Genomic DNA, 23,539 nt, shown 5'->3' with positions numbered 1-23,539 from the left:
CTAGTGCGGTAGACGCTGAAAGGCCCGTCGCGTCACGACGCACGGTCTTGTGTTCATTGAAAGCTTCGCGGGTGTTACTGGCCATGGAAATCGACGCACTGCTCAAACAACTGGCGAGCCGTCACGGCTCGGATCTGTTCCTGTCCACCGGCGCGCCGCCCAGTGCGCGGTTTGACGGTGTGCTGACGCCCCTGGGCGAACAGCCATTCAAGCCCGGCGAGGTGGCGACTGTCGCCGCGTCCCTGATGGACGCCGAACAGCGCCGGGAGTTCGACCGGGAGCTGGAAATGAACCTGGCGATTTCCCGCACCGGGATCGGCCGTTTCCGGGTCAATATCTTCAAACAGCGCAACGACGTGTCGATCGTGATCCGTAACGTGAAGCTCGACATTCCGCGATTCGAAGACCTGAAGTTGCCGCCGGTACTGCTCGAAACGGTCATGCTCAAGCAGGGGCTGATCCTGTTCGTCGGTGCCACTGATTCGGGCAAGTCCACGTCGCTGGCGGCGCTGATCGACCATCGCAATCGCCATAGCAGCGGGCACATCATCACCATTGAGGATCCGGTGGAGTACATCCATCGCCACAAAAAATCGATCATCAACCAGCGAGAAGTCGGGGTCGACACCCGAAGCTTTCACGCTGCACTCAAGAATACCCTGCGTCAGGCGCCGGACGTGGTGCTGATCGGCGAAATCCGCGACCGAGAGACCATGGAGCATGCACTGGCATTCGCCGAAACCGGGCATCTGGTGTTGTCGACATTGCATGCCAACAACGCCAATCAGGCGCTGGACCGGATCATCAATTTCTTCCCCGAAGAGCGTCGGCCGCAATTGCTGCATGCCTTGGGCAATCACCTGAAGGTGTTTGTATCCCAGCGTCTGGTACGAACTCGGGACGGCCAGCGACGGGCGGCAGCAGAAGTCATGCTCGGTACGCCGACGATTGCCGACCTGATCCGGCGCAATGACTTCGGCGAACTGAAAACCATCATGGAAAAATCGGCGGAACTGGGCATGCAGACCTTTGACGCTGCACTGTTCGCGTTGGTGGCGGAAGGGGTGATCGATGAAGACGAGGCTCTGAAAAACGCAGACTCGGTGAACAACCTGCGCCTGCGTCTGAAGCTGCATGCCGATACCGTCCCGTCCCCACCACCATCGACCGGCGAGTGGGGACTGGTGGACTGACAGGCGTCAATCGCGAAGTTCGACCCGATTGCGGAACTGCTCAAGCGCTTCTGGATTGGCCAATGCATCAGTGTTTTTGACTGGCTGGCCATGCACCACATTGCGCACGGCCAGCTCCACCACTTTGCCGCTGATGGTGCGCGGAATGTCCGTGACCGCTACGATTTTCGCCGGTACATGGCGCGGTGTGGTGTTGGCGCGGATCACCTGCCGGATCTGCTGTTGCAGCGCGTCATCCAGCGTTACGCCTTCCTTGAGGCGCACGAACAGTACCACGCGCACGTCGTCCTGCCATTGCTGGCCGATGGCGACGCTGTCCAGCACTTGCGGGACCTTTTCCACCTGACGGTAGATTTCCGCCGTACCGATGCGTACGCCACCGGGGTTGAGCACGGCGTCGGAGCGTCCATGAATCAGCATTCCACCGTGGGGCAATTCTTCGGCGTAATCGCCCTGGGCCCAGACGCCAGGAAACTGGTTGAAATAGGATTTGCGCAGTTTCTCGCCATCGGGATCGTTCCAGAGTCCGATGGGCATCGCCGGAAATGGCCGGGTACACACCAGCTCGCCTTTCTCACCGATCACCGGTTGCCCGGCGTCGTTCCACACTTCGACCGCCATGGCCAGGCTCTTGCCCATGATCTCGCCCCGGCGGACTGCCGACATCGGGTTGCCGTTGACGAAGCAGGACACGATGTCCGTACCGCCAGACATCGAGGACAGGCAGACGTCCGGTTTGAAGTCGCGATAGACGAAGTCATAACTCTGCGGCGAAAGCGCGGAGCCGGTGCAGAGCAAGGTTTTCAGCTGGCTCAGGTCATGGCTTTCACGGGGCTTGATGCCGCTGCTTTCCAGGGTCGCGAGGAATTTCGGGCTGGTGCCGAACACGCTGACCTGCTCGTCATCAAGCAGCTCCAGCATTCGCTGGTTGTCCGGATAAAACGGTGAACCGTCGTACAGCACCACCGCGCTGCCGACCGCCAGCGCCGACACCAGCCAGTTCCACATCATCCAGCCGCAGGTGGTGTAGTAGAACAATCGGTCGCCGGGCCCCAGATCGACATGCAGCCCGTGCTCCTTGGCGTGCTGTAGCAGTACGCCACCGGTGCTGTGAACGATGCACTTCGGCACGCCGGTGGTGCCGCTGGAATACAGCACGTACAGCGGATGATCGAACGGCACCGGGACAAACTGCGGCTCATCGCCCGGCTCATAGAAATCGTCCCACAACGTGACGTTGGCGGGTGTCCGGTAATCCGTGGCATGGGCGTGAGGGCGTGCGTAAGGCACGATGATCAACTGTTGCAAGGTCGGCAGCTGTTCGAGGATTTCGTTGATCTTGACCGTCTGGTCGATCTCTTTGCCGGCGTAACGGTAACCGGCGCAGGTGATCAGCACTTTCGGTTCGATCTGGCCGAAGCGGTCGATCACGCCGTGGGTGCCGAAGTCCGGTGAGGAACATGACCAGATTGCGCCGAGACTGGTGGTCGCCAGCATCGCCACCAAAGTTTGCCAGGTGTTGGGCATGCACGCCGCGACCCGGTCGCCGAGCACCACGCCGGCCGCTTGCAGGCTGGCCTGGAATCCTGCGACTTGCTGGGCCAGTTCGGCCCAGGTCAACAATTCACGCTGGCCGTTTTCGCCGATGGCGATCACCGCGATGGCGTCGTCCCGTCGACTCAGCAGGTGTTCGGCGAAGTTCAACGTAGCGCCGGGAAACCATTCGGCACCGGGCATCTTCAAGCCTTCGCGCAGGACCGCGTCGGGCTGGCTGTGAAAACTGATTCCAAAGAAATCCACGATCGCCTGCCAGAACGCTTCGCGCTGGTCGATGGACCATTGGTGCAGGGCAGGGTAGTCATCGAGGTGCACATGGTGACGCTGAATGATGAAGCGCCGAAAACCGTCCATGCGGGACCGGGCAATGCGTTTGGCATCGGGCTGCCAGAGAATGTCGGACATGGTTTGCCTCTTATTGTTTGTCAGATCGCTCCCACGACAGTGTGGGAGCGATCAGTTGCACGCTTACTGCGCGAGCCACCCGCCATCGATATTCCATGCGGCGCCGCGCACCTGGCTGCCGGCCTCGCTGCACAGGAACAACACCAGTTCACCGAGGTGTGCGGGCGTGACGAATTCCAGCGACGGCTGTTTCTCGGCCAGCAGGTCGTGTTGCGCCTGCTGCGGGTCGACACCCTTGGCCGCGCGATCGTCGATCTGCTTCTGCACCAGTGGTGTCAGCACCCAGCCCGGGCAGATGGCGTTGCAGGTGACGTTGCTGGCGGCAGTTTCCAGGCCGACGACCTTGGTCAGGCCGATCACACCATGCTTGGCCGCCACATACGCCGCCTTGCCTGTGGAACCGACCAGGCCATGCACCGAGGCGATGTTGACGATCCGCCCCCAACCCTTGGCGCGCATGCCCGGCAAACTCAGGCGAGTGCTGTGAAACACCGACGACAGGTTGATGGCGATGATCGAATCCCAACGCTCCACCGGAAATTCCTCAACCGCCGCGACATGCTGGATACCGGCGTTGTTGACCAGAATGTCCACGCCGCCGAATTCGCGTTCGGCGTAGGCGATCATCTCGGCGATCTGCTCAGGGTCGCTGACGTCCGCCGGGTGGTGGCCGACCTTGCCGCCGAACTGCTCGACTTCGGCGATCACCTTCGAAGCATCGCCAAAGCCGTTGAGGATCAGGTTGGCGCCGGCCTTGGCCAGCGTGAGCGCAATGCCCAGCCCGATGCCGCTGGTGGAGCCGGTGACCAGTGCGGTCTTGCCAGTAAGAGTCGTCATGAATACCTCACACAATGCCAGTGGCGTAGAAAGTGCCGATTACCACGAAAACCGCCAGGGTCTTGATCAGCGTAATACAGAAAATGTCTTTGTAGGCCTCACGGTGAGTCAGGCCGGTGACCGCCAGCAACGTGATCACCGCGCCGTTGTGCGGCAAGGTGTCCATGCCGCCGCTGGCCATCGCGGCCACCCGGTGCAGCACTTCCAGTGGAATGTTTGCGGCGTGCGCAGCGCTGATGAACTGTTCGGACATCGCCGCCAGCGCGATGCTCATGCCGCCCGAGGCGGAACCGGTGATGCCGGCCAGCAGGGTCACGGTGATTGCTTCATTGACCAGCGGATTGGGAATGCTCTTGAGCCAGTCGGCCAGCACCAGAAAACCCGGCAACGAGGCGATGACCGCACCGAAACCGTATTCCGATGCGGTGTTCATCGCCGCCAGCAGCGCACCGCTGACTGCGCTTTTACTGCCCTCGGCGAGTTTGCTTTTGATCGCTTTAAAACCGAATGCCAGCACCATCAGGATGCCCACCAGCAAAGCAGCCTGCACTGCCCAGATCGCCGTCAACTTTGCGATTTCGGTGGTGACCGGCGCAGCCATGCCCGGCAGCGCGAGGCTGTGGGTCTTGCCGTACCACTGCGGAATCCACTGGGTGAACAGCAGGTTCATGATGCCCACTGCCAGCAACGGCGAGAGGGCGATCCACGGGTTGGGCAATTTCAGGTCTTCGGCGGTTTCCGGTTCGTTGCGCAGTTCGGTGCCGTAGCCTTCACCGGCGCGTTGAGCCTTGTTGCGCTGGCGCTGCAGGAACAGCATTCCGGCACAGAACACGAAGATAGTGCCAATCACACCCAGCCAGGGCGCCGCCCACGCAGTAGTGTTGAAGAAGGTGCTGGGGATGATGTTCTGGATCTGCGGCGTGCCGGGCAGGGCGTCCATGGTGAACGAGAACGCGCCGAGGGCGATGGTTGCGGGGATCAGGCGCTTGGGGATGTTGCTCTGGCGGAACATTTCCGCTGCGAACGGATAGACCGCAAACACCACCACGAACAGCGAAACGCCGCCGTAGGTGAGAAGGGCGCAGACCAGCACGATCACCAGCATTGCCTGACGGGTGCCGAGCAAGCGAATCGCTGCCGCGACAATCGAGCGGGAGAAACCCGACAGCTCGATCAGCTTGCCGAACACGGCGCCGAGCAGGAACACGGGAAAGTAGAGTTTGATGAAACCGACCATCTTCTCCATGAACACCCCGGTGAAGGCAGGGGCGACGGCAGACGGGTCGGTGAGCAGGACGGCGCCGAGGGCGGCGATCGGGGCAAAAAGGATAACGCTGAAGCCACGGTAGGCCGCGAGCATCAGCAGCGCGAGGGCTGCCAAGGCGATGATCACACTCATGGTGTGCTCCTTCGATTGTTATTTTTGTGGGTGGAACGGGTGTGAGAGGGGCTATAGCGAGAACTGTGCCAGATGGTTAACTTGTTGAAATAAAAGGAATTAGTTTGATTTTTGAAGGCGGCTTTCGAGGTTTTGTCTCTATTTTGAGACTTTTATGGCTGTGATGGCGCTTTCGCGGGCAAGCCCGCTCCCACAGTTGAACGCTTTCCCCTGTGGGAGCGGGCTTGCCCGCGAAGCTTTTGATTCAGTCCATGTCCGGAGAATGGAGTCTCTTTATTGAGACTCTACAATCCCCAGCGCAATCATCTTCTTGTACAACGTCGAACGCCCAAGTCCCAATCTCTCAGCCGCTTCAATCACCTTGCCCCCGCATTGCGCGAGGGTCGATTGAATCAGCTGCCGGTCAAAACGCTCCCGCGCCTGACTGAAGGTCTCATAGGCTACAGACTCTGACAGGGGCGTCAGTGCGCGCTCAACGGGTGTAAACGTACCGATTGCAGAACGAATGTCGTTCGCCGTCAGCATCAAGTCATCACTGAGCAACGCCGCTCGTTCCAGCACGTTGCGCAACTCGCGGATGTTCCCCGGCCAGGCATGCTGACCCAGCAATTCCAGCGCTTCGCGATTGAGTTCATGCTGACTGCGCAACTCTTCAAGAATCGCTTCACTGAGAGCCGGCAGATCGTCCAGGCGTTCGCGCAGCGGCGGCACCTGAATCGGCAGCACATTGAGGCGGTAGTACAAGTCGGCCCGGAACTCACCGCGTTTGATTGCTGCCTCCAGATCCGTCGAAGTCGCGGCAATCACCCGTACATCACTCTGGATCACGTCGTTGGAGCCGACCGGTTCGAACTCTTTCTCCTGAAGCACCCGCAGCAATTTGCTTTGCAATGGCAACGGCATGTCGCCGATTTCGTCGAGAAACAGCGTCCCGCCCTGAGCGATCTGCAACTTGCCGGTGCGCCCCTTGCGATCAGCGCCGGTAAAGGCGCCGGGTGCGGTGCCGAAAAACTCGGCTTCGAGCAACGCTTCGGGAATCGCCGCACTGTTGATGCTGACGAACGCTTTGTGCGCCCGAGGCGAAGCACCGTGAATGGCTTGCGCCAGCAACTCCTTGCCGCTGCCGGTTTCGCCCAGCAACAGAACCGGCGACTCGGCGCTGGCGCTGCGCCGGGCACGGCGTTTGACCTCCAGGCTCGCAGCACTGGTGCCGATGAAATGGGCGAAGTTGTATTTGGTCTGCCGGGCGCGCAACAGCGAACGGGTCGAGGCCAGTTCCTCCTGCATGCTCAGGTAGCGCTTGAGCATCGGCGACAGTGTGCGCAACTCATCGAACAGGGCGAAGCCGATGGCGCCGATTACCGATCCGGCGTCGTCATGGATCGGCAGGCGCATGACCACCAGCGGTTCTTTGGGTGTGTCCTGCATGTCCAGCAGAATCGGTCGCCCGGTGCGCACCACTTCACGCAGCAGACTGCCCGGAATCACGCTTTCGCAGGGCTTTCCGATGGCCCCGGCCGCGGAGTCGAGGCCGAAGCGCCGGGCGTAGCGTTCGTTCATCCAGACGATGTTCGCATCGCGGTCGACAATCACCGTGCCTTCACTGGATTGCTCGATGATCTCGAACAACGAACGGATCGCCAGGGTGCGGACCCGTTGGTAATCCTTGAGGCTTTCGGTGGTGTTCATCTAGCTGATCCTGAATGTGTGGCGCCAGGCCTGGACCTATCGCTGGCAAGCCAGCTCCCACAGGTTTATCGGGAGTACACGACATTTGTGAACGACCAAAAGCCCTGTGGGAGCTGGCTTGCCAGCGATAGCTGCGACTCGGTTTAAAGGCATGCGCTGATTATGCCTATCCCGGATGCGCCGCCGCCAACAGCTCTTTGGTATACGGATGCTGCGGCGAGTCGAACACGTCATGGCTGGCACCGCGTTCGACCACTTTGCCGTCCTTGATCACGATCATGTCGTGGGCCAGTGCCCTGACCACCGCCAGGTCGTGGCTGATGAACAGGTAAGTCAGGCCGTGTTTTTCCTGAAGCTGGCGGAGCAGGGCGACCACCTGTTTTTGCACGGTGCGATCCAGTGCCGAGGTCGGCTCGTCGAGCAGGATCAGCGCCGGTTTCAGTACCAGTGCCCGGGCAATTGCGATGCGTTGGCGTTGGCCGCCGGAGAATTCGTGGGGGTAGCGGTGACGGCTTTCGGGGTCGAGGCCGACTTCCTTGAGTACCCGGATTACCTGGTCGTCGCACTCGTCAGCCGTGGACTGGCAATGCACCTCCAGTCCTTCACTGATGATCTGCGCTACCGACATGCGCGGGCTGAGGCTGCCGAACGGGTCCTGAAACACCACTTGCATCTGCCGGCGCCACGGCCGTAGCTGTTTCTGGTTGAGGCTGTCGAGGGACTCGCCCTGAAAGCGGATGCTGCCTTCGGAGTCGAGCAAGCGCAGGATCGCCTGACCCAGTGTCGACTTGCCCGAGCCGGACTCGCCGACGATGCCCAGGGTCTTGCCGCGCTGGATGTTCAGGCTGATGCCGTCCACGGCACGCAGGTATTGCTTGCGCTGGAACAGTCCGCCGCCAACGACGAAATCCACCCGCAGGTCTTCGACTTCCAGCACGTTTTCCCGTTCGTCCCGGGGCAGTGCTTCGCCTTCGGGTTCGGCATTGAGCAACACGCAGCTGTAAGGGTGTTTCGGCTCGGTGAACAAGGTTTCGCACGGTGCCTGCTCGACGATTTCCCCGGCCTTCATCACGCACACCCGCTGGGCGATGCTGCGCACCAGATTCAGGTCATGGCTGATCAGCAGCAGCGACATGCCGAGGCGTTGTTGCAGGGATTTGAGCAGCACCAGGATCTTGCGCTGCACGGTGACGTCGAGGGCCGTGGTGGGCTCATCGGCGATCAACAGTTCCGGTTCGCAGGCCAGGGCCATGGCAATCATGACCCGCTGTCGCTGGCCGCCGGACAATTGGTGGGGGTAAGCCTTCAGTCGTTCTTTCGGTTTCTGGATGCCCACCAGTTCAAGCAGTTCGAGAATGCGACCTCGGGCTTCTTTGCCACCCATGCCACGGTGCAGGAGCAGGGTTTCACCGATCTGTTTTTCAATGGTATGCAACGGATTGAGCGAGGTCATCGGCTCCTGGAAGATCATGGCGATGCGGTTGCCCCGCAGGTCGCGCAAGGTCTTGGGATCGGCACCGACCAGTTCCTGGCCGCGATAGCGAATGCTGCCGGTGGTCTGGGCTTCGCTGTCGGGGAGCAGTTGCAGGATCGAGTGGGCCGTCACCGATTTGCCCGAGCCCGATTCGCCTACCAGCGCCAGGCACTCGCCGGGGCGGATGTCCAGGCACAGATTGCGCACCACGGTCTGGTCATGGAAGGCGACGCTGAGGTCACGGATTTCGATCAGGTTGTCAGTCATATCAAATATCCGTTCATGAGCGCGGGTCAAAGGCATCGCGCAATGCTTCGCCAATGAATACCAGCAAGGACAGAATCAGCGCGAGGGTAAAAAACGCCGTCAATCCCAGCCATGGTGCCTGCAGGTTCTGCTTGCCCTGGCCGATCAACTCGCCCAGGGAAGCACTGCCCGCCGGCATGCCGAAACCCAGGAAGTCCAGCGCCGTGAGCGTAGATATCGCCCCGGTCAGAATGAAGGGCAGATAGCTCAATGTGGCATTCATCGCGTTGGGCAGTATGTGCCGGAAGATCACCTTGCGGTCGGTCAGGCCCAGCGCTCGCGCAGCCTTGACGTATTCGAGGTTGCGCCCGCGCAAGAACTCGGCCCGTACCACGTCGACCAGTGCCAGCCAGGAAAACAGCGCCATTATCCCCAACAGCCACCAGAAGTTCGGCTCGACAAAACCCGACAGAATGATCAGCAGGTACAGCACCGGCAGTCCCGACCAGACTTCGAGCAGACGCTGACCCATCAGGTCGATCCAGCCACCGTAGTAGCCTTGCAGGGCGCCGGCCGCAATGCCGATCAGGGCGCTGACGAAGGTCAGCATCAGGGCGAACAGAATCGACACCCGCGCGCCGAAAATAACCCGTGCCAGCACGTCCCGCGCCTGATCGTCGGTACCCAGCCAGTTGACCGACGTCGGTGGGCTCGGTGCCGGTTTGTTGAGGTCGTAGTTCGGCGTGTCGTCACTGAACGGGATCGGCGGAAACAGCAGCCAGCCACCGTCCTTGCGAATCAGATTCTGTACGTAGTCGCTGCGGTAATCGGCCTGGAAGGGCAATTGGCCGCCGAACTCCTGTTCGGTGTGGCGCTTGAACACCGGGAAATACCACTGGCCTTGATAGCTGACGACCAGCGGTTTGTCATTGGCGATCAGTTCGCCACCGAGACTGATCACGAACAGACCGATGAACAACCACAGTGACCACCAGCCCCGGCGGTTTTTCTTGAAGCGTTCGAAACGGCGACGGCCCAGAGGCGAGAGCTTGAACATCAGGCATTCCTCGCGGCGAAGTCGATGCGCGGATCGACCAGCGTGTAGCACAGGTCGCCGATCAGTTTTATCAGGAGGCCGAACAGGGTGAAGATGAACAGCGACCCAAACACCACTGGATAGTCGCGGGACACGGCCGCTTCGTAGCTCATGCGCCCGAGGCCGTCGAGGGAGAAGATCACCTCGATCAGCAGCGAGCCGGCGAAGAACACGCTGATGAACGCCTGCGGAATGCCCGACACCACCAGCAACATCGCGTTGCGAAACACGTGGCCATACAGCACCCGGCGTTCACTCAGGCCTTTGGCGCGAGCGGTGACCACGTACTGACGGGTGATTTCATTGAGGAACGAGTTCTTGGTGAGAATGGTCAGGGTCGCAAAGCCACCGATCACCAATGCAGTGACCGGCAGAACAAGGTGCCAGAAATAGTCGGCAATCTTGCCCAGCGTCGACAGCGATTCGAAGTTGTCCGAGACCAGGCCGCGCACCGGAAACCAGTTCAGCGACGTACCGCCGGCAAACACCACGATCAGGAACATCGCGAACAGAAACGCCGGCATCGCGTAGCCGATGATGATCGCAGTACTGCTCCAGATATCGAAATGACTGCCGTGGTGCACGGCTTTGCGGATGCCCAGCGGGATCGACACCAGATAAGTGATCAACGTGGCCCAGAGCCCGAGAGAAATGGTAACGGGCATTTTCTGCAGGATCAGGTCAGTGACCGTGGCGCCGCGGAAGAAGCTCTTGCCGAAATCCAGTTGCGCGTAGTTCTTGAGCATCAGCCACAGGCGTTCATGGGCCGGCTTGTCGAAACCGTACTGTTTTTCGATGTCCTTGATCAGCTGCGGGTCGAGGCCGCGGCTGGCGCGGGAGGTGCTGCTCATGGTCTCGCTCGCACCGCCACCGACACTGGCGCCGCCGATCCCTTGCAAATGGGCGATGGCCTGTTCCACCGGACCGCCCGGAGCGGCCTGAATAATCACGAAATTGACCAGCAGAATGATCACCAGCGTCGGGATGATCAGCAGCAGACGCCGCAGTATGTAAGCCCACATCAGTGCGGCCCTCCGGGTCTGCCACGGCTGATTTTCTCGGCCGTCATCTGCTGGTTGGTCAGCGGTGTGCTGCTGATTTCCCACCAGCTTTCGATCGCTTCGTCATTGCTCGCCTGCACGGTGGGGATGCCGAAACGGTTCCACCACACGGTCGAGGTGCCCGGCGGGTAATAGTTGGGAATCCAGTAGTAGTTCCATTGCAGCACCCGGTCCAGCGCATGGGCGTAATGCAGCATGTCGGCCTGGGTCGAGGCGCGGATCAGACCGTTGATCAAGGTGTCGACCGCCGGGTTCTTCAGCACCATGTAGTTGTTGGCGCCGGGATCGTTGGCCGACGCGGAACCGAAGTAATTGAGCAGCTCACCTCCGGGTGAGGTGGTGACCGGGTAACCGGTGACAATCATGTCGTAGTCGCGGCTCATCAGGCGATTGACGTATTGCGAAGAGTCGATGCGGCGGATGTCGAGGTTGATGCCGATCTGTTTCAGCGTGCGCTTGTAGGGCAGCAGCAGCCGGTCCATGCCGTTCTGACTGACCAGGAAGGTGAAGCTCAATGGCTCGCCCTGTGCGTTGACCAGTTGGTCTCCGTCCGGTTTCCAGCCGGCCTGTTCCAGCAGTTCCAGCGCTTGCAACTGTTTGTCGCGGATCAGGCCGCTGCCGTCGGTTTTCGGCGCCTCGAAGACCTGGGTGAACACCTCGTCGGGAATCTGCCCGCGCAACGGTTCAAGAATCTTCAGTTCGGCAGCGTCCGGCAGTTCACGGGCGGCGAGGGCGCTGTTGGAGAAGTAACTTTGCTGGCGGATGTACATGTTGCGCATCATCTGCCGGTTGCTCCATTCGAAATCCCAGAGCATGGCCAGGGCCTGGCGCACGCGGCGGTCCTGAAACATCGGTTTTTGCAGGTTGAACACGAAGCCTTGCGCCGATTGCGGTGCTTCGGTTGCCAGGTGAGCTTTCTGCAGGCGCCCGTCGCTCAGGGCCGGGCTGTCGTAGCCGATCGAGTAGCCGGTAGCGGAAAATTCGCGGTTGTAGTCATAGGCGCCGCCGCGCAATACCTGACGGGCGACATCGGTGTCGCCAAAGTACTCGATGCTGAAGTGGTCGAAATTGTAGAGTCCGCGGCTGACCGGCAAGTCCTTGCCCCACCAGTCGGGATTGCGCTCGAAGGTGATACTGCGTCCGGAATCGACCTTGCCAACCCGGTACGGGCCGCTGCCCAGCGGTGGTTCGTAGCCGCCACCGCCGGCGAAGTCCCGGGTCTTCCACCAGTGTTCGGGAAACACCGGCAGCGTCGCGATATCCAGTGGCAGGGTGCGGTTTTCATTGCTTTTGAAATCGAAACGCACGGTCAGCGGCGCTTCGACTTCGGCGCCTTTGACGTCGGCGAACTGGGTTCGATAGCGCAGGCTGCCCTGGGTCATCAGCAGGTCGTAGGTGTAGCGCACGTCTTCGGCGGTGATCGGTTTGCCGTCGGCGAAGCGAGCCTTGGGGTTGATGAAGAAACGCAGGGACAGGCCATCCTCGGAGCGCTCCATCTTCTGTGCCACCAGTCCGTAGACGGTGTAAGGCTCGTCCATCGAGCGCTGGGCCAGCGGGGAGTACAGCAGGCCGTCGATCTGGGTGACGCCGATACCTTTGTCGATGTAGGGCAGGACATGGTCGAAGTGACCGATCTCGATCGCCGAACGGCGCATCGTTCCGCCCTTGGGGGCCTGTGGGTTGGTGTAGTCGAAGTGACTGAAATTGGCCGGGTACTTCGCCGGTTCGCCGTAAACGGTCAATGCATGTTGCGGTGCAGCGCTCACACCGGCGGCGCCCATCAGCAGAGCCACGGCAGTGAACATCAATGTGGAAAAAGCCAGTCGCATTGTCAGCCTTAGAGCCGGATGATCGATAAGCGCAATTTGTACGCGAGCCCGATACTGTTCGCCAGCCGCGTGGTGTAACCAAAACACAACGGCCCGCCATCTGGCGGGCCGTTACACAGCGCAAGGGACGAAGGATCAGTCCTGACGGCTGGTGACTTCCAGCAGGTGATAGCCGAACTGAGTCTTGACCGGGCCTTGCACGACGTTGATCGGTGCGCTGAACACTACGGTATCGAATTCCTTGACCATCTGGCCCGGGCCGAACGAGCCCAGGTCGCCGCCCTGACGGCTGGACGGGCAGGTGGAGTTGGCTTTGGCGACTTCAGCAAAATCGGCGCCGGCTTCGATCTGGGCCTTGAGTTCGTTGCACTTGTCTTCGCTGGAAACCAGGATGTGGCGGGCAGTGGCTTTGGCCATGGGGAAATCTCCAATCAAATCAGTAAAGGGTGGAGCCTACCGGATTCAGTGGCCGATTTCTCGGCAAAGTTCCGTTCGGTTGTAGGATGCCGGTTCTCAGAGATTAGCTGCCTGCAGACGTAAGGCGTGTTCGACATACAACTGGATCGAATCGATTGCTCCGGCGTGCTTGCCGGTGGTTCGACCCAGGCTGCGCAGGTGATCAACTGGATAGTCGGAACGGATCACGGTGCCCAGATGAGAGCTGTAGCGCCCGACGAAGCCATCGTTTTGCAAGGGTTCGGTCATGAAGTACTGCGACAGGGCCCGGCAGAGGTCTTGCACCGGGTCGGGGTTCTGCAGAGTCATTGGCGGCACGACACCACTCCAGGAGTAGTAGCGCACATCATTGACCTGTTCGGCGCCTTGTCCGCCCCAGCTCTGCGGCAGGCCTTGCGGGTACTTGTCATTGAAGTCGCCGACGCCTGCAGTCGTCAGGGCATTCAATGCGGCCAATGCATTTCGCGGCAGCGCTGCGGTCCCGCTGAGCAGGCACAGAAAGTCGGAAAACAGTGTGGCCACGTTTTGCGCCACGATTTCCGGCAGCTTCCCGGGGATCAGTGCCTTGCGCAGGAAGTCCGCCAGTTCCGAACCGTGATTCGGCCCGCTGACCGATGTCACGGATGCAACCTTGTGTGGGGCAAGCGCTGCTGCATAGCGAGAAGCCAGTGCGCCCTGGCTATGGCCGATCAGGTTGACTTTGACCGCACCTGTGCCCTTGAGCACGGAGTCGATCTGGCAAAGCAGTTGTCTGCCGCGTACTTCATTGTCGTGAATGGCTGACAAGTGCGGCACGAATACCTGCACGCCAATGGCCTTCAACGCCTGCCTGACGTCGTGGAACAGCTCAAATGGGCCGATGCGCTCGAATCCGAACAAACCGTGCACCAGAAGGATGGGGTAACGGGTGGTGGTGTCTTGTTGCATTTTTCATCCTTGATCGCAGAAGTTCATCGATATTTTCCGGGTGTCACTCTAATTCAGTCTCGGAGCTCTCGATGTATGAAGCGTCTGTCTCGGGAGGCGGAAACTGGGCCGGCATGCGCAGGAAATGTCCTCAAAGTTTGAAATCCGGATCGGAATATCTGGACATCTTTTGCCTCGTTCAATGTGTTTGTCCCGTCATTGCCTACCTGTTGCGATGCGGTTGCGACCGGAACGCGGTGTGGATGGACGACATCATTTTTCTTGTCTGACTGATTGAATAGAGGCTCTTCGACGCAGCAAGCAAGCTGCAGGACGTTTCCAAGGAGTGGAGCTACGAATGAATAGGCAGAGCGTGCAAGAAGCGACACGGGGCAATGTTTTAGCCGTAACGACGATCGGCTCATCCGGGCACGCATGTCTGCGCGAGCCGTCGGATTTAATGCCCGCGGTTACCCTCGAATCGGTGGAAGGAGGTGTCCTTGATCCTTCGTTGAACCGGGTCGTCATCCGGATCGCGCCATATCCCGATATGGCATGCGGTGACAGAGTGGTACTGAGCTGGCATGGTCTCGATATCGAGGGCTTGCCGTATCGACAGGAGTTTGCGCGGTCGGTCAGCGAGGTTCAGCTGGGGAGGGATATCGTTTTTGTCATCAGAAGTCCTCACATCGCTGCGCTGGATGGCGGTTCGCTGGAGGTGTTCTGGACGTTGAGCAGCATGAAATGGTTGTTGCCCGTCAACTCCGTCAGGACTCAGCTGAATGTGGGGGATGTTCTATACAGTCTGCTGCCGCCCACGGTTGACGATGCCGTTGCCGGGCACCTTGATCCGGCGCGCGTCAATGAAGGCACCACTGTCACTCTCCAGCCTTATGCCGGAATGTCGGAGGGTGATCGAGTGGAGTTGTTCTGGCAGGGGGCTGCAGAACACGCCTCATTCCGGGACAGCTTGATCGTCGAGCCATACGCTGTTGGAGCGCCGCTCGTGTTCGGTGTCGATCCTGGATTCATCATCCCGCATCCTGGCAGCGAAGTGCTTGTTCGATATGTCATTGAACAAAAAACCGGAGCGCTGCGCGAGTCGGGTTCCAGGAACATCATCATTGCGCCGTTGGTGCGCGACGAGCTGGCCGCACCACAAGTGCTTGAAACACGGGAAGGGGCGCTGGACGTACGCGAAACCATTGATGGCGTCAGCATAGTGATCAGCAATGCGCAGGTGGAGGTCGGTGAACTGGTTTATCTCAAGTGCGATGGCGAGCACTTCTTTCATCGTGATGATCGGGAAATAACCAGCGGAATGGAGATTGAGCCTCTGGTGTTTATCGTTCCCTATCGCTTCTGGCGCGAGCATGTCGGTACGGCTGTTCAAGTGTCCTACTCGGTTGAGCGACTGGATGATGTCAGTCAGGCGTCCGATGTGGCACTGGTGCGCGTGCAGGCTTGATCAAGCGGCCTTCCGGGCAGGCATGCTCCGGAAGGCCGGTTTCATATTCAGGCCAGGGACGGTTTCCGAAGACGCTCCGCAGCATTGAGCAGCAGATGTTCCGTCGCAGTGAAGCCCAGGCAGCCATCCGTTACCGAGACGCCGTAGCGCAACGACTCACTCAATGGCTGGCACCCTTCGAACAGATGCGACTCGATCATCATGCCGACCAGCGAACGGTCTCCCTGGAGGCGCTGTTCCAGCACATCGTTGAAAACCTCCGGCTGACGAAGAGGGTCCTTGCCGCTGTTGGCATGGCTGCAATCGACCATGATCCGGCTCGGGATCTTCAGTCGGCTCAGCTCGGTATGGATTCGGGACACGCTGGCACGATCGTAGTTCGGCCCTTGATGGCCACCGCGCAGGACCAGATGTGTATCCGGGTTGCCTGAAGTCGGAATGATTGCCGGATGGCCCTGGCTGTCTACGCCGAAATGGCGATGTGGATGGGCCGCTGAACGCATTGCGTCGACGGCGATAGCCACGCCCCCGTCAGTGCCGTTCTTGAAGCCGACCGGCATGCTCAGCCCGCTGGCCATCTCGCGATGGATCTGTGATTCGGTTGTCCGCGCACCGATGGCGACCCAACTGAGAAGGTCGTCGAAGTAGCCGGCTGCCATGGGTTGCAGCAGTTCGGTGGCAACCGGCAGACCGAGTCGGATCATTTCCAGCATCAGTTCACGTGACAATGTCAGGCCGGCGGCCATGTCGTCACTGCCATCGAGATGGGGATCGTAGGCCAGGCCTTTCCAGCCGACGGTGGTGCGGGGTTTTTCGACGTAAGCACGCATCACAAGGAGCATTTCGCCGCTGACTTCATCGGCCAGTCGAGCAAGTTTGCCTGCGTATTCGAGCGCGGATACAGGGTCGTGAATGGAGCAAGGGCCGACGACGACCAGCAAACGGTGGTCTTCGCCGTTGAGTATGGCGCGGATTGCCTGACGGTGATCGGCAACCTGCTGGTTCAAGGCATTGCTCAGGGGCAATCGCTGCTTGAGTTGCAGCGAGCTTGGCAGACGCAGGGTCAACGCTTCGTTGGCCGGGTTCAGGGTGGACAGTGGCAGAGCAGAAACGGACGAGTTCATTTTCGGGCTTCCTGGGCTGGTCGCGGGTCTTTCCCGCTGACTCGGCCCTATTGGGGTGTTCGACAGTTGGCCGTATTGGCTACGTGTGTTGGCTTGCCACCTGTGGGTGACCGATCGGAGGCGGCAGGCTGTCCCGAGCGGAGGCTGCTAAATCGCCAGGCGGTAAAGCTGTCGTAGCGGTAATAAGTGGCGTAGTTCATGTGGTTATTCCTCAAGTGTCTGGTGTGTCGCTGAAAGTTCAGGGCCTGAAAAAACAAAACCCCCGGTCGGGAGGCCGACCGGGGGTTGAGAATTCTCTGGTAGGCGACCCGTCTATATGGGCGCCGTGTGGGTATCAGGCGCGCCAGTGGCTAAACCAATACCCAAAATAAAAGCTGGCTGGAGCGCAGATGCTGTTCACGCAGGCAGCGGCAACCGAGCGCAGGGCGCTGGTGGCATGAAGCTGTGCAAGGGCGTTGAACATGGTCTGTCTCCGATGAATGCGCCGAGCTTACTAGAGCCCGATACGCATCAGCAATCAGAAATTGCTATTGCCGGTACAAGAAGGCTTCTATCGGTTGAGCCTGTGACACACTGTGGCTTTTCAGCGGCTCAGGGTCGAGTCGCGTCGAAGTCGCATCAGGGAGGGCAAGTCATGCAGGTGGTGGATGTGCAAACAAGCTTTCAATTGCGACCGGCATCACCCGATGACCTGTCGTTTACGCGAGAAATCACCTGTCGGAACATGCTCCGCTATTACATCGACTACGATCTGCTGTGGCAGGACGAAGCTTTCGATCTTGCCTGGGCCGGACGCGAGAACTGGTTGATTGAATGCAATGGCAGGCCCGTCGGTTATTTCAGTCTCAGTCGTGATGCTCGCGCGCTGTACATTCGTGAATTGCAGGTCTGCGAGGGATATCAGGGACAAGGTGCAGGATCATGGGCGATCGATCAGGTTGTTGCAATTGCACGCCAGGAACGTCGACCGGCATTGCGTCTGACGGTGTTCAAGAATAATCCGGCGCAAAACCTGTATCGCAGAAAAGGAATGGTTGTGCAGGGCGAGGACGAATGTTTCCTGAGGATGCAGCTCGATTTCAGTACACCTGTGCTCTGAAACCCACGGCCGGCAAGCCCTGAATGATGAATTGAAACTTTTTATATGTTGCTTGCCGCTAGGTCTGTCTGGCACTTTTTGCTAAGGTGTCCGGCATCCCAATAAGACCATATCGCGAGGTGTCTGCTTGATTAGGGTGCTAGTGGTCGATGACCATGATCTCGTTCGTACAGGCATTACACGAATGCTGGCCGATATCGATGGCCTGCAAGTGGTCGGCCAGGCCGAGTCCGGGGAAGAATCCCTTATCAAGGCCCGTGAGTTGAAGCCTGACGTGGTGCTGATGGACGTCAAGATGCCCGGCATCGGCGGCCTGGAAGCCACGCGCAAACTGCTGCGCAGCCATCCGGACATCAAGGTGGTCGCGGTCACGGTGTGCGAAGAGGATCCGTTTCCTACACGATTGCTGCAGGCGGGGGCCGCGGGCTACCTGACCAAAGGCGCCGGTCTGCCGGAAATGGTACAGGCCATCCGCCTGGTCTTTGCCGGCCAGCGTTATATTAGCCCGCAAATTGCCCAGCAATTGGCAATCAAGTCGTTTCAGCCAACCAATGATTCTCCGTTCGATGCCTTGTCCGAGCGGGAAATCCAGATTGCGCTGATGATTGTCGGCTGTCAGAAGGTGCAGATCATTTCCGACAAATTGTGCCTGTCGCCAAAAACCGTAAACACCTACCGTTACCGCATTTTCGAGAAGCTTTCGATCAGCAGCGATGTCGAGCTGACGCTTCTGGCAGTTCGTCACGGCATGGTTGATGCCAGCCTCTGACCATGACTGAAACATTCGATTCCGGCGCCTTCCTGTCGACTGTCAGCGGGCGCCCCGGCGTTTACCGCATGTTCGACAGCGATGCGCGTCTGTTGTACGTCGGCAAGGCCAAGAATCTGAAGAAGCGCCTGGCCAGTTACTTTCGCAAGACCGGGCTGGCGCCAAAAACCGCTGCTCTCGTCGGGCGAATCGCCCAGGTCGAAACGACCATCACCGCCAACGAAACCGAAGCCCTGCTGCTTGAGCAAACGCTGATCAAGGAGTGGCGGCCGCCGTATAACATTCTGTTGCGTGATGATAAGTCCTATCCGTATGTGTTTCTGTCTGACGGGCAATTCCCTCGTCTCAGCATCCATCGCGGCGCCAAGAAGGCCAAGGGCAAATACTTTGGGCCCTATCCGAGTGCCGGGGCCATTCGCGAAAGTCTCAGTCTTCTGCAAAAGACGTTTTTCGTGCGTCAGTGTGAAGACAGTTATTACAAGAACCGGACCCGTCCGTGCCTGCAGTACCAGATCAAGCGCTGCAAGGCTCCCTGTGTCGGGCTGGTCGAGCCAGAGGTTTACGCCGAAGACGTGCGTCACTCGGTGATGTTTCTCGAGGGCCGCAGCCACGCGTTGACCAATGAGCTGTCGACCGCGATGGAAGAGGCTGCAATCAATCTCGAGTTCGAGCGCGCTGCAGAGCTGCGCGACCAGATTGCCTTGCTGCGTCGCGTCCAGGATCAACAGAGCATGGAGGGCGGGACTGGCGACATCGATGTGATCGCAGCTTTCGTCAACCCCGGTGGTGCCTGCGTGCATTTGATCAGCGTGCGGGGCGGTCGGGTTCTGGGGAGCAAGAACTTCTTTCCGCAGGTTGGCATCGAGGAAGACGTTGCCGAAGTTATGGCGGCGTTTCTTGGCCAGTATTTCATCAGCAGCCCTGAGCGGGATTTGCCAAGCGAGCTGATAGTCAACGTCGTTCATGATGACTTCCCCACGCTGATCGAGGCGATCCAGGAACTTCGCGGGCGCGAACTGACGATCAGTCATCGGGTTCGCGGAACGAGGGCGCGCTGGCAGCAACTGGCCGTGACCAACGCCGAACAGGCGCTGGGCGCGAGACTGGCCAACCGTCAGCATGTAGCCGCGCGTTTCGAGGCCTTGGCCGAGGTGCTGAATCTTGATGAGCCACCGCAACGGCTGGAGTGCTACGACATCAGTCATTCCAGTGGCGAGGCAACCGTTGCATCCTGTGTGGTCTTCGGGCCGGAAGGGGCGATCAAATCGGATTACCGTCGATACAACATCGAAGGCGTAACGGCGGGTGATGATTATGCGGCCATGCATCAGGCATTGACCCGGCGCTTCAGCAAGCTGAAGGACGGGGAGGGCAAGTTGCCGGACATTCTGCTGGTGGACGGCGGCAAAGGGCAGTTGTCGATGGCGCGTGATGTGCTCAACGAGCTGGCCGTACCGGACCTGATCCTGCTCGGTGTGGCAAAAGGCGCGACGCGCAAGGCGGGGTTCGAGACTTTGTATCTGAATGATGCTGCGCATGAGTTCACATTGCGTGGCGACTCCCCGGCGTTGCACCTGATTCAGCAAATCCGTGACGAAGCTCACCGCTTTGCAATCACCGGACACCGTGCGCGTCGTGGCAAAACCCGTCGTACGTCAACGCTGGAAGGCGTGGCGGGCGTTGGTCCGACCCGTCGCAGGGACTTGCTGAAACATTTTGGTGGATTGCAGGAGCTGTCTCGTGCAAGCATCGAAGAGATCGCCAAAGCACCGGGGATCAGCAAAAAGCTAGCAGAGTCGATTTATGCAAACCTGCATAGTGAGTAGAATGCCCATTCACCTCGTAGCCAGTTGTGCCGATGAATATCCCTAATCTGATTACCGTTCTCCGTGTCCTGCTCATCCCGATCTTCATTTTGCTGTTCTATCTGCCTTACCAGTGGAGTTATCTGGCCTCAAGTTCGGTCTTTGCCTTCGCGGCAGCAACGGACTGGCTGGATGGTTATCTGGCACGACGCCTGGAACAAAGTACTCCGTTTGGTGCGTTTCTGGATCCCGTCGCTGACAAATTGATGGTTGCCGTTGCGCTGGTGTTGCTGGTGCAAGAACACGGCAACCTGTGGCTCACGCTGCCCGCTGCGGTCATCATCGGTCGCGAGATCGTCGTATCGGCGCTGCGTGAGTGGATGGCTGAACTCGGTGCGCGGGCCCATGTGGCGGTGTCGAACCTGGGCAAATGGAAGACCGCTGCACAAATGCTTGCGTTGGTGATCCTCCTGGCCAACCCCAAGGTTTTCAGCTTCTGGGTTTTCATCGGTTATGCGTTGCTGATGGTATCGGCAGGCCTGACGTTGTGGTCGATGGTTCAGTACCTTCGGGCTGCCTGGCCACATCTGAAGACCGATGTTGAAAAGAAATAAAACTTTTTTGAATCAAAGGGTTGACGGCGCTTCTGATTTCTATAGAATGCGCCACACCAAGCGGGAATAGCTCAGTTGGTAGAGCACGACCTTGCCAAGGTCGGGGTCGCGAGTTCGAGTCTCGTTTCCCGCTCCAAGTTTGTACAGCGTTTGTTGTTGTGCTACTGACAACAAATGCTTTGAGGCCGAGTAGCAAAATGGTTATGCAGCGGATTGCAAATCCGCCTACGCCGGTTCGATTCCGACCTCGGCCTCCACTATAAACAAGCTCCGTAGATCCATGATTTACGGAGCTTTTTTTTGCAAATTTTAGCAAGATTTAATCTTGAAAATTACCTTTGCAAACTTGCTTCAGCGGGGACTGATGTATATATTTCCCCCTCCTGTTGCGTAGGCTTCAATCTGTCAGGATTGGGAATCTGTATCAGGATAACGCTGCACCGCGCTACCGCCCGAATGGCGAAACTGGTAGACGCATGGGACTTAAAATCCCCCGTTCGTAAGGACGTGCCGGTTCGATTCCGGCTTCGGGCACCATCTAAAATCAAGGGTTTGCGGGCGAAAGCTGATGCAAACCCTTGCTTGCTTCTAGGCCGACGTTTTGAATTTGGCCACACTCACTTGGTCGCCGCCACTCTATTACTCATCAGATACCGGATGTCCTGCTTTTCCATCATTAGGGTGTCTGTGATTCTGTGCGAGGTCGGGGCCGGGGCGCGGTTCAAGGTGCTGATTTGGTGCAGAAAGGCACGGATTATTGTCAGTAAAGTAACGCGCAATTCTTTACCCGTTGGAGGGCATTTGGGCCGCTTCCGCAGCAGCCCTATCTGCTCAATGGGGCGTTCTTGCTGGCGCTTCGAGTGGGCGATGCGGCCGTTGAGGGGTTGTGTTGGCGAAGGGTTGGCAGAAGTATTCTAAAGCGCTGACAGCGGTAGAGGTTGTCACGTGAGTCCTCCACCGCTGGTCGGCAATGCCATCTAGCGTTGTCCATGAATCTGGCGCTCGACTCTCGTAAAGGGCGGCCGTTATTCATTTGAACGCAATTACTTTTGAGGCGCCTTGTGGTCTTCGAAAATAATGCTATATCTTGACAATATAGAAGTATTTGTCATGGCTATTGAGCACGTAAGAATCGCTACATATGCAAGTGCGATCGTTAAGTTTTTCAGGGATGGCAGATTTTTAATTTCAGGTGCGCAGAGTTTGAATGCGATTGCGCCGTAGCAGAGAATCTGTAGTGGAATGAAGAACCTCGTCTCTATTGCGCCAGGAATAATTGCTACCACCGGAAGTATAAACAATAATACCCAGAAAACTTTGGTTGAAATTGTTGTGTCGGATTTTGAATGTTCAATTGGCTTCTCTATGAGGCCACGAGCAAGAATAAATAATCCGAAAAAAAATACCGACAGGCTTATCGCTGAACGAAATACTTTTTCATGCGAAGGGGACGTTGTGTATACCTCATGGTCGCGCACATCGATGCCATTGATAAAGTGTCGTACGTATAGTTTGGAAAACTCGATTGGTTCTGATAGTGCCATTTTAAGGTACCAAGGCACTGTTGCTTTTATATCTTTCATTCCGTTATTGCTAAAAAAAAGTTCACCTTCTGGGTCGAAATAATAGATACCCGACACTTTTGCATTTTCTTCGTCTAGAAGAGTCTCATAGCGCTGTATTGTAATTCCCCATTTTAATTGGGTGGCAAACAGAGAGGCGTCGCCAATGTTTGATATTACAAAAGGCGAAGGGGTGTCGAAATGTTTGATGTTTATCAGTGTCTGGGGAGTGGAGCAAACTGCAGACCCAATAATGAAAACAACGGTTGCGAGAAGTCGGGTTTTTATTGATTTGTTTTTAAAAATCACAGCTGGAACAGCAATTGTTAATGCGATTAGCGTGAATATGTAAATCGATCTGGTGTTACAAGCTCCGTAAGCAAGTATTCCCGCAATGAAAACAAACGATAGCATACCAGTGATGGATGTTTTTTCTTTGGCGCAGATCAAAAGGTAAATGCTAAGGAAAGTCAGCGAAAGCGCAGGCAAGTCGCTCAGGGGGTACGAGACAAGCCCAGGAAAAAATATTGCAACAAGTGATGGAACAATAAGTCTTCTCGGAAGTGTGCTCGTCCCCCCAAAGATTTTTACAAACAGATCGGGAAAAACGATACCAAGGATGTAGCTGTACGCAACGGATTGTAGGGCTCTTAATGGAAAGTATCCAAATTGCGGCATGGCTTCAGATAGGTATTTTGCGGGTGAAAGCAAAAGCGGGAAAAAATATCCTCGAAGATTTTGGGGGAAGGAGAAGTCCCAAATGTAGGAGCTCAAATACCAGTAGTCTTTCGCATCGCCCAAGAATATTTTTGCATCGATAGATTTTTGCGCGATATAAAATATAAATGTTGCCGCAATAAAGGCGATTATTTTCTGATCGTTATTCGCGATTTTTGCGAAGTACTCCAGCCACGTTTTTTTAATTGATCCCAAAGCCAGTGATTCCATAT

The 23,539-nt window shown here is 58.0% G+C and carries 18 protein-coding genes and 3 tRNA genes; 9 read left to right on the top strand and 12 right to left on the bottom strand.

Features of this window, described 5'->3' with window-relative positions:
- Positions 1–83: 83 nt before the first annotated feature.
- Positions 84–1,193 carry a PilT/PilU family type 4a pilus ATPase gene (locus IF189_RS15320; protein WP_134827098.1) on the top strand — a complete coding sequence of 370 codons (1,110 nt, stop codon included), beginning with the start codon at positions 84–86 and terminating at the stop codon, positions 1,191–1,193.
- Positions 1,194–1,199: 6 nt separating this feature from the next.
- On the opposite strand, the gene IF189_RS15315 is transcribed toward IF189_RS15320, so the two are convergent.
- From IF189_RS15315 to IF189_RS15270, 10 genes are all read right to left on the bottom strand, one after another.
- On the bottom strand, positions 1,200–3,155 hold the full coding sequence (locus IF189_RS15315) for an acetoacetate--CoA ligase (RefSeq protein ID WP_192551821.1): 1,956 nt from the start codon (positions 3,153–3,155) through the stop codon (positions 1,200–1,202).
- 63 nt (positions 3,156–3,218) lie between these two features.
- Complete coding sequence (gene hbdH / locus IF189_RS15310; RefSeq protein WP_134827096.1) at positions 3,219–3,992, bottom strand: 3-hydroxybutyrate dehydrogenase; 774 nt, start codon at positions 3,990–3,992, stop codon at positions 3,219–3,221.
- A gap of 7 nt (positions 3,993–3,999) precedes the next feature.
- Positions 4,000–5,391, bottom strand: coding sequence for a GntP family permease (locus tag IF189_RS15305; protein ID WP_134827095.1), 1,392 nt, complete (start codon positions 5,389–5,391; stop codon positions 4,000–4,002).
- A 273-nt stretch (positions 5,392–5,664) separates the two neighbouring features.
- Entirely contained in the window at positions 5,665–7,080 is a 1,416-nt protein-coding gene (locus IF189_RS15300; RefSeq protein ID WP_134827094.1) for a sigma-54 interaction domain-containing protein, read from the bottom strand.
- 166 nt (positions 7,081–7,246) lie between these two features.
- Positions 7,247–8,821 (bottom strand): ABC transporter ATP-binding protein, encoded by a 1,575-nt coding sequence (locus IF189_RS15295; RefSeq protein ID WP_134827093.1) that lies wholly within the window; start codon positions 8,819–8,821, stop codon positions 7,247–7,249.
- 13 nt (positions 8,822–8,834) lie between these two features.
- Positions 8,835–9,857: an ABC transporter permease gene (locus tag IF189_RS15290; protein ID WP_114883385.1), complete on the bottom strand. Its 1,023-nt coding sequence runs from the start codon at positions 9,855–9,857 to the stop codon at positions 8,835–8,837.
- Positions 9,857–10,918: a microcin C ABC transporter permease YejB gene (locus IF189_RS15285; protein ID WP_085710058.1), complete on the bottom strand. Its 1,062-nt coding sequence runs from the start codon at positions 10,916–10,918 to the stop codon at positions 9,857–9,859. The genes IF189_RS15290 and IF189_RS15285 overlap by 1 nt, the downstream gene beginning before the upstream one ends.
- Positions 10,918–12,786 carry an extracellular solute-binding protein gene (locus IF189_RS15280; protein ID WP_192551820.1) on the bottom strand — a complete coding sequence of 623 codons (1,869 nt, stop codon included), beginning with the start codon at positions 12,784–12,786 and terminating at the stop codon, positions 10,918–10,920. The genes IF189_RS15285 and IF189_RS15280 overlap by 1 nt, the downstream gene beginning before the upstream one ends.
- A gap of 135 nt (positions 12,787–12,921) precedes the next feature.
- On the bottom strand, positions 12,922–13,203 hold the full coding sequence (locus tag IF189_RS15275; protein ID WP_041478733.1) for a peptidylprolyl isomerase: 282 nt from the start codon (positions 13,201–13,203) through the stop codon (positions 12,922–12,924).
- A gap of 96 nt (positions 13,204–13,299) precedes the next feature.
- The gene (locus IF189_RS15270) at positions 13,300–14,169 is read right to left on the bottom strand and encodes an esterase/lipase family protein (RefSeq protein ID WP_134827091.1); all 870 of its coding nucleotides are present in this window, start codon (positions 14,167–14,169) and stop codon (positions 13,300–13,302) included.
- Positions 14,170–14,506: 337 nt separating this feature from the next.
- Here IF189_RS15270 and IF189_RS15265 point away from each other — a divergent pair, with 337 nt between their 5' ends.
- Entirely contained in the window at positions 14,507–15,616 is a 1,110-nt protein-coding gene (locus IF189_RS15265) for a hypothetical protein (protein WP_225739902.1), read from the top strand.
- 47 nt (positions 15,617–15,663) lie between these two features.
- On the opposite strand, the gene IF189_RS15260 is transcribed toward IF189_RS15265, so the two are convergent.
- A complete protein-coding gene (locus IF189_RS15260; RefSeq protein WP_134827090.1) occupies positions 15,664–16,740 on the bottom strand; it encodes a 3-deoxy-7-phosphoheptulonate synthase in 1,077 nt (358 codons plus the stop codon).
- Between the two features lie 634 nt (positions 16,741–17,374).
- Between IF189_RS15260 and IF189_RS15255 the strand changes: the two genes are divergently transcribed.
- The 7 genes from IF189_RS15255 to IF189_RS15225 all read left to right on the top strand — a co-directional run bounded on the left by IF189_RS15255 (position 17,375) and on the right by IF189_RS15225 (position 21,564).
- Complete coding sequence (locus IF189_RS15255) at positions 17,375–17,839, top strand: GNAT family N-acetyltransferase (protein WP_134827089.1); 465 nt, start codon at positions 17,375–17,377, stop codon at positions 17,837–17,839.
- Positions 17,840–17,966: 127 nt separating this feature from the next.
- The gene (uvrY, locus tag IF189_RS15250; protein ID WP_032829778.1) at positions 17,967–18,608 is read left to right on the top strand and encodes a UvrY/SirA/GacA family response regulator transcription factor; all 642 of its coding nucleotides are present in this window, start codon (positions 17,967–17,969) and stop codon (positions 18,606–18,608) included.
- Between the two features lie 2 nt (positions 18,609–18,610).
- Entirely contained in the window at positions 18,611–20,434 is a 1,824-nt protein-coding gene (gene uvrC / locus IF189_RS15245; protein ID WP_134827088.1) for an excinuclease ABC subunit UvrC, read from the top strand.
- A 32-nt stretch (positions 20,435–20,466) separates the two neighbouring features.
- Positions 20,467–21,027 (top strand): CDP-diacylglycerol--glycerol-3-phosphate 3-phosphatidyltransferase, encoded by a 561-nt coding sequence (gene pgsA / locus IF189_RS15240; protein WP_085603312.1) that lies wholly within the window; start codon positions 20,467–20,469, stop codon positions 21,025–21,027.
- 60 nt (positions 21,028–21,087) lie between these two features.
- A tRNA-Gly gene (locus IF189_RS15235) sits at positions 21,088–21,163 on the top strand.
- A 47-nt stretch (positions 21,164–21,210) separates the two neighbouring features.
- Positions 21,211–21,284: transfer RNA gene (locus tag IF189_RS15230), tRNA-Cys, on the top strand.
- 193 nt (positions 21,285–21,477) lie between these two features.
- Positions 21,478–21,564: transfer RNA gene (locus tag IF189_RS15225), tRNA-Leu, on the top strand.
- A gap of 506 nt (positions 21,565–22,070) precedes the next feature.
- On the opposite strand, the gene IF189_RS15220 is transcribed toward IF189_RS15225, so the two are convergent.
- Positions 22,071–23,537 carry a hypothetical protein gene (locus IF189_RS15220; protein ID WP_192551819.1) on the bottom strand — a complete coding sequence of 489 codons (1,467 nt, stop codon included), beginning with the start codon at positions 23,535–23,537 and terminating at the stop codon, positions 22,071–22,073.
- Positions 23,538–23,539: the final 2 nt, after the last annotated feature.

This window comes from Pseudomonas sp. IzPS59 (assembly GCF_014863505.1).
Lineage (GTDB): Bacteria > Pseudomonadota > Gammaproteobacteria > Pseudomonadales > Pseudomonadaceae > Aquipseudomonas > Aquipseudomonas kribbensis.
Note: the sequence above shows the minus strand (reverse complement) of the source record. Positions and strands in the feature narration are given on the sequence as shown.